Source organism: Pilosibacter rotomagensis (assembly GCF_045062245.2).
Lineage (GTDB): Bacteria > Bacillota > Clostridia > Lachnospirales > Lachnospiraceae > Pilosibacter.
Genome location: NZ_CM170323.1, coordinates 634774 through 647943, shown reverse-complemented (window position 1 = coordinate 647943; position 13170 = coordinate 634774). Strand labels below are relative to the sequence as shown.

Here is a 13170-nt window from a genome sequence, read left to right as displayed (position 1 = left end):
CTTAATTTGCGCCCATTGGGCTATTATATTTAACTTAGGCTGAATACTATTATATTCTATTCGAAAAAGTTTTTCAAGCCTATTCTTGCTATATGCAAGAGGAAACCGGAAATAATCCTGTGGGATTATTTCGCAGCGCCCTTTCTCTCAGCGATGATCTTCTCCTGAACGCTCTTCGGTACCTGCTCGTACTTCTCGAAGAACATGGAGTAGTTACCACGACCCTGTGTTCTGGAACGAAGGTCTGTGGAGTAGCCAAACATCTCAGCAAGCGGAACATATGCCTTAACCATCTTGCCGCCGCCGATATCTTCCATACCCTCGATACGTCCACGACGTGCGTTAACGTCACCGATAACGTCGCCCATGTACTCCTCAGGCATTGTAACCTCAACCTTCATGATCGGCTCAAGAAGTACCGGGTTGCCTTTCGCCATAGCATCCTTGAATGCCATGGATCCGGCAATGTGGAATGCCATCTCGGAAGAGTCGACCTCGTGGTAAGATCCGTCGTATACATCTGCAGCTACGCCGAGTACCGGGAATCCGCCAAGGATACCAGCCTTTGTAGCCTCCTCGATACCTTCGCCGACAGCCGGGATGTATTCCTTCGGAATAGCACCGCCGACAACGGAAGAAGTGAACTTGAATGTCTCTTCGCCGTTCGGATCCATCGGTGTGAAGTGTACTTTACAGTGACCGTACTGACCACGACCACCGGACTGCTTCGCGTACTTGCTGTCTACATCAACAGCCTTAGTCATTGTCTCCTTGTAAGCTACCTGCGGAGCACCAACGTTTGCCTCTACCTTGAATTCACGAAGGAGACGGTCAACGATGATCTCGAGGTGAAGCTCACCCATACCGGAGATGATTGTCTGGCCTGTTTCTGTATCTGTATGAACACGGAATGTCGGATCCTCTTCAGCAAGCTTTGCAAGAGCCTCGCCCATCTTATCCTGTCCGGCTTTTGTCTTCGGCTCGATTGCGATATCGATAACCGGCTCTGGGAATACCATGGACTCAAGGATTACCGGATGCTGCTCGTCACAGATTGTATCACCAGTCGTTGTGGACTTGAAGCCAACAGCTGCTGCGATATCACCGGAGTAAACCTTGTCAAGCTCGTGTCTCTTGTTTGCATGCATCTGAAGAATACGGCCAACACGCTCTTTTTTGTCTTTTGTTGCATTTAATACGTAGGAACCGGAATTCATTGTACCGGAGTAAACACGGAAGAATGCAAGTTTACCTACGAACGGGTCTGTCATGATCTTGAATGCAAGTGCGGAGAACGGCTCATCATCGGAAGAATGACGAACAACCTCGTTGCCCTCAAGGTCAACACCTTTGATCGGCGGGATGTCAAGCGGAGACGGCATGTACTCGATGATCGCATCAAGGAGTTTCTGTACGCCCTTGTTTCTGTATGCTGTACCGCAGCATACCGGAACTGCATCACACTCACATGTAGCTTTACGAAGAACCTTCTTCATCTCGTCAACGGTCGGCTCTTCACCCTCAAGGTACTGCATCATGAGGTCATCATCAAGCTCGCAGATCTTCTCAACGAGCTCGCTGTGGTAAAGCTCTGCATCATCCTTCATATCTTCCGGAATGTCTGTTACGGAGATATCATCACCCTTTTCATCGTTGTAGATGTAAGCCTGCATTTCGAAGAGGTCGATGATTCCCTTGAACTCGTCTTCCTTACCGATCGGGAGCTGAATGCAGATTGCATTCTTGCCAAGTCTGTTGCGGATCTGATCTACACAAGCGTAGAAGTTTGCACCAAGGATATCCATCTTGTTGACGAATGCCATTCTCGGTACATTGTAGGTATCAGCCTGACGCCATACATTCTCAGACTGCGGCTCTACACCACCCTTTGCACAGAAAACGCCGACAGCGCCATCAAGTACACGGAGGGAACGCTCAACCTCAACAGTGAAGTCTACGTGGCCTGGTGTATCGATGATGTTGATACGGTGCTCAAGTGCGCCAGCCTTCGGCTTTGTCTTTTCCTGGAGTGTCCAGTGACAAGTCGTAGCTGCGGATGTGATTGTGATACCTCTCTCCTGCTCCTGCTCCATCCAGTCCATGGTAGCTGTACCTTCGTGAGTATCACCGATCTTATAGTTAATACCAGTATAATAAAGGATACGCTCTGTCGTTGTTGTCTTACCAGCATCGATATGAGCCATGATTCCGATATTTCTGGTTCTCTCTAACGGATATTCTCTTCCAGCCAAGGATTTTTCCTCCTATTAGAATCTGTAGTGAGCAAATGCCTTGTTAGCCTCAGCCATCTTATGCATTTCCTCTTTCTTCTTTACAGATGCGCCTGTGTTGTTAGCTGCATCCATAATCTCGTTTGCAAGTCTCTCTACCTGGGTCTTCTCGCTTCTCTTACGGGAATAGAGAGTGATCCAGCGAAGGCCTAATGCCTGTCTTCTCTCCGGCTTAACCTCGATCGGTACCTGGTATGTTGCACCACCGATACGTTTTGCCTTAACTTCGAGAACCGGCATGATGTTGTTCATAGCCTCTTCGAATACTTCTACAGCGTCCTTACCGGTCTTCTCAGCGACCTCTTCGAAAGCGCCATAAACAATCTTCTGAGCAACGCCCCTCTTACCATCAAGCATGATGTTGTTGATCAGCTTGGTTACAACTTTGTTGCTGTAAAGCGGGTCTGCTAATACGTCTCTTTTCTGAGTATGTCCTTTACGTGGCACGTTACTTCCCTCCTTAATTATAAAAATTATATCATCGGTACTCACATGTTTCCATAAAATGTGTTCGCGCGCGGTTTTCTATCTATTTCCTGCAACCACAGGTCAAATACCACCGGCACTAATATGCGTTATCTGCATTCACTTTATTCCTGTTAGTGATCCCTCTTGCGGTTGTTCAAGCTATTGACCGTTCTGCTTGAGACGGAATACCTGAACTCCGCTGCGCTACATTTGAGTAGCAGTTATTACTTTGTAATAACCTTATTTTTTATCTTTCGGTCTCTTTGCGCCGTACTTGGAGCGAGCCTGTCTTCTGTTGGCAACGCCTGCAGTATCAAGAGTACCTCTGATGATGTGGTATCTGGTACCCGGAAGGTCCTTAACACGACCACCACGGATCAGAACAACGGAGTGCTCCTGAAGGTTATGTCCCTCACCCGGGATATAGCTTGTTACTTCAATACCGTTGGAAAGACGTACTCTGGCAATCTTTCTAAGAGCGGAGTTCGGCTTCTTAGGAGTTGCAGTCTTAACAGCTGTGCATACACCTCTCTTCTGCGGAGCAGATGTATCTGTGGCTTTCTTATGAAGGGAATTGTATCCTTTCTGGAGTGCCGGAGCTGTAGATTTCTTTACAGCAGTCTCTCTACCTTTTCTTACTAACTGGTTAAATGTTGGCATTCTTTTCACCTCCTGTGATATTGACTGTTGGTTGCTGCTTTCAGCCTTTATGCGCACAAAAAAACGGGACGTACCCGATGCACGCCCCATTATTATATACAGAGATTTTCCGCATGTCAAGGTGAAACCTTAAATTTTCTTTGAAAATACGGCATTTTCCGACCATGACACGCCTGGATGAGTTGTCTCATTTTTAACCTTTGTGATTTTTGCTGTTTTTGTCTGTTTTCCAAGCGGATTTTCCATCATTTTTATCTCTCGGGATCATCCGTTTCCTGCCCCATTCCACAGCCGCACATCCCGGGCATGCGCCTGTGTTGTCAGGTACCGCATCCATGGTCCAGTACCATGCTGCCGTTCACAGTATTTTCTTACTATTATTTTTCTCCCAGGCAGAACATGTCCACCGTCACATCTGCAAGGAGATTTCCTTTCTCATCTGTCACCTCACTCCGCACGATCGTGATCGTACGGCCACGGCGGACCAGGATCCCCTTCGCATGGACAGTCCCCTCCGATACGTTCCGGATAAAATTCACATGTGCGCTCTGAGTCACATACTTCTTTCCATCTGCTCTCGCCGTCAGTCCCGTGACCACATCTGCGAGTGCGTAGAGCATTCCGCCATGTACCATTCCCATCAGGTTTGTGACGCCATGTGTGATCTTCATGCTGATCTCGCTGCACTCCGGTGAGATCTTTTCGATCTTCATATTCGTATATTCCATAAAGGGATTATTTTTTACATATTCGTCCGGATCGATCCCGTACTGTATCTTTTCACTCATTTCTGCCTCCTGAAATTCTGTCATAACGTGCTGCGCAGTTTTCTGCTGTCATGAAACACGCATGTTCACCTGCTGTCTCCGACTGCATTTTATCATATGTAGTTCTTCCATGCAAGAACCGGAGAAGAGATCCGGCTGTAGATCTCCTCTCCGGGCATTCTCAATCATCGACTGCCAGAAGACCTGCAGTCCGAAGGCTTGCCATCAGGGCATTCAGCTGAGCTACCACATCTTCCGTGCTCGTCGCGTCCGCGACCGGAGCTGCCGCTGTCACGGTTCCTGCCGGGCCTGTTGGACCAGTTGCTCCCGTTGGGCCTGCCGGGCCGGTTGCTCCAGTCGGTCCTGTCGGGCCTACCGCTCCGGTTGCCCCTGTTGGACCGGTCGCTCCCGCCGGACCCTGCGCTCCTGTCGCTCCAGCCGGACCCGCCGGGCCTACTGCTCCGGTTGCTCCTGTTGCTCCCACCGGGCCCTGCGCTCCTGCCTCTCCGGCCGGGCCTGTCGGACCCGTCGCTCCCGCCGGCCCCTGCGCTCCTGTCGCTCCAGCCGGACCTGCCGGACCTGCTGCTCCGGTTGCTCCTGTTGGACCCTGCGCTCCTGTCGCTCCAGCCGGACCTGCTGCTCCGGTTGCTCCTGTTGGACCCTGCGCTCCTGCCTCTCCAGCTGGGCCTGCCGGGCCTACTGCTCCGGTTGCTCCGGTTGGACCAGTCACTCCTACCGGACCTTGCGCTCCTGTCGCTCCCACCGGGCCCTGCGCCCCTGTCGGACCAATCGGCCCCTGCGCACCGTCATATCCAGGAAATCCCTGCGGACCGGTCGGTCCCTGTGGCCCTATCGGCCCCATCGGCCCTGCTGGTCCCATTGGCCCCGGGCATCCCTGCGGACCTCTCGGCCCCATCGGACCTCTGCAGCAGCAGTTTCCACCCGGCCGTCCGCAGTTTCCGCCGCATCCCGCGCCCTGGCATCCATTTTCACAGCGATTTCGCTCCCCTATACAGCCGGCATCACGATAAGGATCATAATCCATATTTCTCATATCTGAATCTCCTTCTCCTTATTTTTCACGAATATTCCGTAACCGGATATCCGTTTACTATACTTTATGCTGCCCGTCCATATTCGTTCCTGCTCTCTTTATCGCTCCATCCGCGGCCTTGATCCTGCCGCAGCATTTTTATTTTCTCATTCCGATCCGTGCAAAATATTCCCGGTTCTTTCTGCACGCTTCCGTTCCCGGATGGCATCGTTCCGCCAGCTCGTTATACCAGCACGCTTTTTTTCTCTCTCCCATCCGGTCAAGGCATACGCAAAGCTGGAGATACGGAATATACCCGCGGTATTCCGGCATGATAAATCCTTCCTCCCCGGCCAATCTTCCCGTTTTCAGTGCCTGGCGGTACCAGAATTCCGCATCCGCATACCGCTTTCCGGAAAAGAACCACCATCCAAGATCACAGCAGAGTTCCGGTCCCGGAATTCCTTCCCGCAGACCCATGAGCAGAAAAAAAAGTGCCTCATCCCGCTTTCCCAGCTGATACATGCAAAATGCCCCGTGCCTGCACGCATCTATCCGGTCGATGTGCCAGCCGTCAGACCTTTCCAGATAAGTCAAAAACACACCGGCCGCCTCTTTATATCGTTTATGGTAATACAGTTCCTTTCCATAGTAATAGTGTTCACGCGCAGTCAGGCCCGCGATTTTTCCCTTCTCCCGTATCATCTTTTCAAAGATCCTGAGATTGCGGTCTGGATCTCCCGTCCCGATCTTCCGATGTTCGATCAGAATATCTTCCCGCACTGTCTTTCCAAACGGTTCGATCACCTCATGGATCCGCCCTTTCCATACCGCTCTTTCGCATCTTCTCAGAAGACGTTCCCGATAAAAGAAAAATGACGGACTTCCGCTTCCGTCATATCCAACCGCATATTTCATCATCACCACGTCCGGTTTCTCCTGATCCAGACGCATTTTTAGTTTCATCAGTTTCTTTTGCTCTTCTTCCGTGATCACATCATCCGCATCCAGCCAGAAAAGATAGTCTCCCGTTCCTTTCTGAAACGCAAAATTCCTCGCCGCCGCAAAATCATCGATCCAGGGAAAATCATAGATCTGATCCGTAAACAATGACGCGATTTCCTTTGTTTTGTCGTTTGAACCGGTATCGACAATGATGATCTCATCCGCAAAATCTTTCACACAGGAAAGGCATCTTCCAAGGACCTGTTCTTCATTGCGGACGATCATGCATAAACTGACCGAAGCCATACATTCCCTCTGTTGTCCCTTTTTATCAATATATGAGATCCTGTAAAATCTGTCCGAATATTTCATATTTTATACCGGCAGCTCTCTTAAAGTTCTCTCATGTTGTGTGAATCCATTGTGTGAATCCATCTGCCCCCGGCGCACCGTATATAAACAGGCGCTGCCTGGATCCATAAGGATTCAAAGGCAGCGCCCGTTTTCTCCGGCATTATTTCCGGCATTCACTCTTCATTTGTATTTATTGCAGGTTTGTCCCGTCTGCCGTCTATCCGCAGAGCCCAGCCTGATGTACCGTTTTTACTCCTGCTCCTCACCTGTCAGATCCAGAAGATTCAGCTCCTCAAATCCGTCTGTGGACGGGAGTTCAAAGAGAACTTCCTTACCCGGATTCTTGCAGTCCATGTTCATGTCGATCTTGTAGTTCATCACATCGACCTCAGATGTCTCCATATCTGTAATGTTCATTGTAACATCCATGAAGATCTTCATGTTCTCGTAGTAGCCATCTTTGTTGATCGTCATCTCGCCGTTTGCCTCGTTGACCTTCATGTCCATGCCAACACCGAGAGTCGCATATGTCTCTGCTGTCGCACCGGTGATCGCCTGGATCACTTCATTGATCTTATCTTCGTTGATGTTGTAGGCAAGTTTCTTTGTATCGCCGTTCTGATACATTCTTAGACCTTTGATCACATCTGTACCCAGGTTCATATCGAGCTGGGTCGCCTGCTTTGCAGCATCTTCCAAAGACATCGGCTGCTTATATTTAATTCCCATCATGTCCACATACATGTTGCCGCCCGTATAGAACATCTCGATCGGCACCTCTGTTCCCAGTGTATTGGATGTTCCGTCGCAGAGGAATTCGATGTTTCCGTCTTCCGTCTCCCTCATCTTGATGTTCATGTCCATAGTCATATCCAGAGTTTCATCAAGATAAGATGTTGTAATCCGGTAGTTCACATCGATATTTTCGCTCTTGAGCGTTTCATTTAACTGCTGCGCTTCCTCGTAAACTTCCATGGCCTCCGGATCATTCTCTTCCACATCAGTCGGAACCGACTTCACCTGGGTTACACTGTTTACGCTCCACGCGCCATTCTTGTCGATCTCATAACCGTCCGCACGACCGTAATCAGTCATCGCATATCCGGTATTTCCGAAATAATAGCACTGTGCCCAGCCGTCATGATCACCATCCAGCCAGTACCAGCCGTTTCTACAGTAGGAACCGTCATCATTCTGGTATTTCCAGCCGTTCATGTCTTCCTGCCACTCACCCGCAAATGCAGGGAACGAGAGTGCCATTGCAAGCGGCATCGCAGCTGTCAGGACCATTTTCCACTTTTTCATAAGAGAGACCTCCTTGTTTTTACCGTCCGGACGCCTTTCCGGCGCAGGACCTTTTTCGCCTGTATCTTCAGGCAGCATCTATTGACAATATAACAGGTTCCGCTCTCTTCCGCAATTCATTTGTATGTCGGATTTATATTTTTTCCGTAATTCTTCAGGATTCTGTTATCATTTCTTTCCTATTCTGTATACGACTGCTCCGCCTGGATCACCGCATAATAGTTGCTCCACTTCTCTGTGATCAGCTTCGCGATCCCTTTCTTTACTTCCTCGTTTGTCTTTCCATATTGGAACGGAACGGCTGCGTCGAAGATCAGGTTCGTGTGGGTTGGTCCCTGCACCATCCGGAAATCGTGGATCGTGACACCCGGGAAATTTTCCCGGATCATCTCCACGACCTCTTTTTTCGTCTCGTTAATCTTCTCGTCATTGACAACGATCGGGTCCATATGGATCACAGCTTCACAGCCGAGTTTTCTCTTTAATTCTTTCTCGATCCTGTCGATCACATCGTGGATCTCAAAAATATCGCTGTCACCGGATACTTCCCCGTGCAGGGAGATCATGCGTCTTCCCGGGCCGTAGTCATGTACCACAAGATCGTGGATCCCAAGGATCTCCGGATGCGCGAGTACGATGGACTTGATCTCATCGACAAATTCTTTTGACGGTGCCTCTCCGAGGAGTGGATTTAAAGTATCCTTCGCAGCGCCATATCCCGCGTAGAGAACAAAGCATGCAACCAGACATCCGCACCATCCGTCCACGTTGACTCCCGTCGCATACGCGATCCCCATCGAGACCAGGACTGCCGTTGTCGCGATGGAATCACTCATACTGTCCATCGCTGTCGCCTTCATCGTCTCCGACTGGATCTTCGTTCCCACGGAACGGTTATAGAAGAACATATATGCCTTCACGCAGATAGAGACAATGAGGATTCCGACCGCCAGAGTGCTTGTCTCGACCGGTTCCGGATGAAAGATCTTCCCGACCGATGTCTTTAAGAGCTCAAATCCCATCAGGATGATGATCATGGAAACGCCGAAGCCGGACACATACTCGATCCTACCGTGTCCGAACGGATGGTCCGCATCTGCCTTCATGCCGGAAAATTTGAACCCCACCAGGGAGATAAATGATGATCCTGCATCTGACAGGTTGTTAAACGCATCCGCCGTGATGGCGATCGATCCGCTGATCACTCCCGCCAGGTACTTGCCGGCAAACAGGCAGACGTTGAGTGCGATCCCGACGATGCTGCAGAGCATTCCGTAGGCGCGGCGCACATTGCCGTCTCCGACCTGATCTCTGTTTTTTATAAATAAGCTCGATAATATTGTAATCATATAAAACACTCCAATCAGTCTGTACTTTGCATACAGACTATAAAACATAAGCCTGAAATTCAGGTCGAACCATCATAAGATCCGCAAATGAAAGAAATCCTTCCAGATATCCCCTGGTAAAAGTTGCCTGTCTCTAACCTTCCGTATACTCAAACAGCGAGGAAAAACATGATCTCGCATGTTCTCCTCGCTGTTCTTATATGCATCAGCCTATGGGAAAGTTCCTGTTTCCAGGAGCTTCCCCACAATATAAACTTGTCTGTTCTGAAAACCTGCACGATCGCCTGTTTTCATAAAGCTTTACACATTATAATCGATTATTCATCAACTTCCTGTGTGTCATCCTCGTTGAGAATGATCTTCTCAGCCTCTTCAATCGGAGCTTCTGTCTCCTCCTGCGGCTCAGCAGCAGTCTGAACTTCCGGCTCCGGCTTCTTCTCCTCGATCTCGCCGGTGCTGAGCTTGATGTTGCGGTAACGCTTCATACCGGTACCAGCCGGGATGAGCTTACCGATGATAACATTCTCTTTCAGACCGATCAGGTGATCTACTTTGCCGTTGATCGCAGCCTCAGTAAGAACCTTGGTGGTCTCCTGGAAGGATGCAGCGGATAAGAAGGAATCGGTTGCAAGGGATGCCTTTGTGATACCGAGCATGACCTGTTTGCCCTCTGCCGGCTGTTTGCCTGCAGCGATGAGCTCCTCGTTCATCTCGTTGAAATCAAGAACATCCATGGATACGCCCGGAAGAACGTCGGAATCGCCGCTCTCCTCGATACGGATCTTCTTTAACATCTGACGCACGATCATCTCGATATGCTTATCGTTGATCTCTACACCCTGTAAACGGTAAACACGCTGTACCTCACGGATCATGTAATCCTGTACGGCACGAACGCCCTTAACCTTTAACAGGTCGTGCGGGTTGATGCTACCTTCTGTGAGAACGTCACCGGCCTCGAGAACCTGTCCGTCCGTAACTTTGATTCTGGAACCATACGGGATCAGATAAGTCTTGGAGTTTCCGGTCTCCGGATCAGTAACGATGATCTCACGTTTCTTCTTGGTATCTTTAATTGTGACAACACCACCAAATTCAGCAATGATCGCAAGTCCCTTCGGGCGTCTTGCCTCGAAAAGCTCCTCGACACGCGGAAGACCCTGTGTGATATCGCCGCCGGCAACACCGCCGGAGTGGAATGTACGCATGGTTAACTGTGTACCCGGCTCACCGATGGACTGTGCGGCAATGATACCAACAGCCTCGCCGACCTGTACCGGCTGACCTGTCGCCATGTTCGCGCCGTAGCACTTGGAGCAAACACCGATATGGCATTTACATGTCAGGACTGTACGGATCTTAACGGTATTTCTGCCGAGCTTCTCAAGAACCTTGATAACGGCTGCGGCACGTTTCGGTGTACACATATGGTTTGCCTTGACAACAACTTCTCCGGTATCCGGATCTGTGATCGTCTCAGCGATATATCTGCCTGTTAATCTCTCCTGGAGAGTCTCGATCGTCTCTTTACCGTCTGTAAAGCCTTCGATCTCCATGTACGGGATCGTTCCTTTTCCTTCGCAGCAGTCTGTCTCACGGATGATGAGATCCTGGGATACATCGACAAGACGTCTTGTCAGGTAACCAGAGTCGGCTGTACGAAGAGCGGTATCGGACATACCTTTTCTCGCACCATGTGCGGAGATGAAGTACTCAAGTACGTCAAGACCTTCACGGAAGTTGGACTTGATCGGGAGTTCGATCGTGTGACCGGTTGTATCCGCCATAAGTCCTCGCATACCAGCAAGCTGCTTGATCTGCTTATCAGAACCACGGGCTCCGGAGTCCGCCATCATGAAGATGTTGTTGTATTTATCAAGACCTGTCAGAAGGTCATGTGTTAACTGGTCATCGGTTGCTTTCCATACATCGATAACTTCTTTGTAACGTTCTTCCTCTGTGATAAGACCACGGCGGAAGTTCTTTGCGATACGGTCAACCGTTGCCTCAGCGTCCGCAAGGAGCTGTTTCTTGGTTGCCGGGACAGTCATATCGGAAATGGATACGGTCATAGCGGCTCTTGTGGAGTACTTGTAACCGATCGCCTTGATATCGTCCAGAGTGATCGCTGTCTGAATCGCTCCGTGTGTATTGATGACTTTCTCGAGGATCTGCTTTAACTGTTTCTTCTTTACGAGGAAATCGATCTCCGGCTTTAACTCGTTGCCCGGGATCGTTCTGTCGACAAATCCAAGGTCCTGCGGGATGATCTCGTTGAAGAGGATACGTCCTACAGTTGTATCAACGATGCCTGTCATCGTTCTTCCGTCCGGAAGTGTCTTTGTCACACGGACTTTGATTCTCGCATGAAGAGTAACGGCTCCGTTCTCATATGCAAGAAGTGCTTCGTTCGGGCTCTTGAAGAACATGCCTTCGCCCTTTGCGCCCGGTCTCTCCTGTGTCAGATAGTAGATACCGAGGACCATATCCTGGGAAGGAACTGCTACCGGACCACCATCGGACGGTTTTAACAGGTTGTTCGGGGAGAGAAGAAGGAAGCGGCACTCTGCCTGTGCTTCCATCGTCAGCGGAAGGTGAACCGCCATCTGGTCTCCATCGAAGTCCGCGTTGAATGCGGTACAAACGAGCGGGTGAAGCTTGATTGCCTTACCTTCTACAAGGATCGGCTCGAACGCCTGAATACCAAGACGGTGAAGAGTAGGGGCACGGTTTAACATAACCGGATGCTCTTTGATTACATCCTCGAGAACATCCCAGACCTCTGTCTGAAGACGCTCGACCATCTTTTTCGCGTTCTTGATGTTGTGTGCAGTTCCGTTTGCAACGAGTTCCTTCATAACGAACGGTTTGAAGAGCTCGATCGCCATCTCTTTCGGAAGACCGCACTGGTAGATCTTAAGTTCCGGTCCAACGACGATAACGGAACGTCCGGAATAGTCAACTCGTTTACCGAGAAGGTTCTGACGGAAACGTCCCTGCTTACCTTTTAACATGTCAGAAAGGGACTTTAACGCACGGTTGCCCGGTCCTGTAACCGGTCTTCCGCGTCTGCCGTTATCGATCAGGGCATCAACAGCCTCCTGGAGCATTCTCTTCTCGTTGCGGACGATGATGTCCGGAGCGCCGAGTTCGAGAAGTCTTGCGAGACGGTTGTTACGGTTGATGATTCTTCTGTATAAGTCGTTTAAGTCGGATGTCGCGAAACGTCCGCCGTCGAGCTGTACCATCGGGCGGATATCCGGCGGGATGACCGGGATCACGTTCATGATCATCCACTCCGGTCTGTTTCCGGAGCTGCGGAATGCATCAACAACCTCAAGGCGCTTGATGATTCTCGCTCTCTTCTGGCCGGAAGCCTCCTGAAGAGCTTTTCTCAGCTCTTCGGAGTCTTTATCCAGATCGATATTCTTTAAAAGTTCCTGGACTGCCTCAGCACCCATTCCTACGCGGAATGTGCCGTAGCCGTACTTTTCAACAGCATCGCGGTACTCTTTCTCGGAAAGGACCTGCTTTAACTGAAGTCCGGTATTTCCTGCATCCAGAACGATATAGGAAGCAAAGTACAGAACTTTCTCGAGGACTCTCGGGGAGATGTCCAGGATCAGACCCATACGGCTCGGGATACCTTTAAAATACCAGATATGGGATACCGGAGCGGCAAGCGCGATATGTCCGATACGCTCACGGCGCACGCTGGACTTCGTTACCTCAACGCCGCAGCGGTCACAGATAACACCTTTGTATCTGATTTTCTTGTATTTACCACAATGGCACTCCCAGTCCTTGGTCGGTCCAAAGATTCTTTCGCAGTACAGACCGTCCTTCTCCGGTTTTAAGGTTCTGTAGTTGATGGTCTCCGGTTTTTTAACCTCACCATGGGACCATTCCAGAATCTTTTCCGAAGAGGCAAGTCCGATACGGATCGCGTCGAATGTCATCGGCTGATAAGTTTCATTTGTCTCAGGCATGAACGGTAC

General features: G+C 50.0%; 8 protein-coding genes and 1 pseudogene. All 9 read right to left on the bottom strand.

All coding sequences use genetic code 11. The features are described from left to right. Window positions 1–125: 125 nt before the first annotated feature. The 9 genes and pseudogenes from fusA to rpoC all read right to left on the bottom strand — a co-directional run bounded on the left by fusA (window position 126) and on the right by rpoC (window position 13161). Window positions 126–2252, bottom strand: coding sequence for an elongation factor G (fusA, locus tag ACI3EW_RS02815; protein WP_021905591.1), 2127 nt, complete (start codon window positions 2250–2252; stop codon window positions 126–128). Between the two features lie 15 nt (window positions 2253–2267). Continuing rightward, window positions 2268–2738 (bottom strand): 30S ribosomal protein S7, encoded by a 471-nt coding sequence (rpsG, locus tag ACI3EW_RS02810; protein WP_021905592.1) that lies wholly within the window; start codon window positions 2736–2738, stop codon window positions 2268–2270. Window positions 2739–2999: 261 nt separating this feature from the next. Further along, window positions 3000–3419 carry a 30S ribosomal protein S12 gene (rpsL, locus tag ACI3EW_RS02805; protein ID WP_118297453.1) on the bottom strand — a complete coding sequence of 140 codons (420 nt, stop codon included), beginning with the start codon at window positions 3417–3419 and terminating at the stop codon, window positions 3000–3002. 377 nt (window positions 3420–3796) lie between these two features. Continuing rightward, complete coding sequence (locus ACI3EW_RS02800; protein WP_118297454.1) at window positions 3797–4207, bottom strand: PaaI family thioesterase; 411 nt, start codon at window positions 4205–4207, stop codon at window positions 3797–3799. Window positions 4208–4691: 484 nt separating this feature from the next. After that, a pseudogene (locus tag ACI3EW_RS02795) lies at window positions 4692–5231 on the bottom strand (collagen-like protein); the annotation flags it as partial. A 147-nt stretch (window positions 5232–5378) separates the two neighbouring features. Beyond that, window positions 5379–6470 (bottom strand): glycosyltransferase family 2 protein, encoded by a 1092-nt coding sequence (locus ACI3EW_RS02790; RefSeq protein WP_118530370.1) that lies wholly within the window; start codon window positions 6468–6470, stop codon window positions 5379–5381. A gap of 297 nt (window positions 6471–6767) precedes the next feature. Next, the gene (locus ACI3EW_RS02785) at window positions 6768–7823 is read right to left on the bottom strand and encodes a DUF6612 family protein (protein ID WP_147352714.1); all 1056 of its coding nucleotides are present in this window, start codon (window positions 7821–7823) and stop codon (window positions 6768–6770) included. 179 nt (window positions 7824–8002) lie between these two features. Continuing rightward, window positions 8003–9172 carry a cation diffusion facilitator family transporter gene (locus ACI3EW_RS02780; RefSeq protein WP_118530055.1) on the bottom strand — a complete coding sequence of 390 codons (1170 nt, stop codon included), beginning with the start codon at window positions 9170–9172 and terminating at the stop codon, window positions 8003–8005. Window positions 9173–9489: 317 nt separating this feature from the next. Then, the gene (gene rpoC / locus ACI3EW_RS02775) at window positions 9490–13161 is read right to left on the bottom strand and encodes a DNA-directed RNA polymerase subunit beta' (protein WP_118530057.1); all 3672 of its coding nucleotides are present in this window, start codon (window positions 13159–13161) and stop codon (window positions 9490–9492) included. Between the last annotated feature and the right edge of the window lie 9 nt (window positions 13162–13170).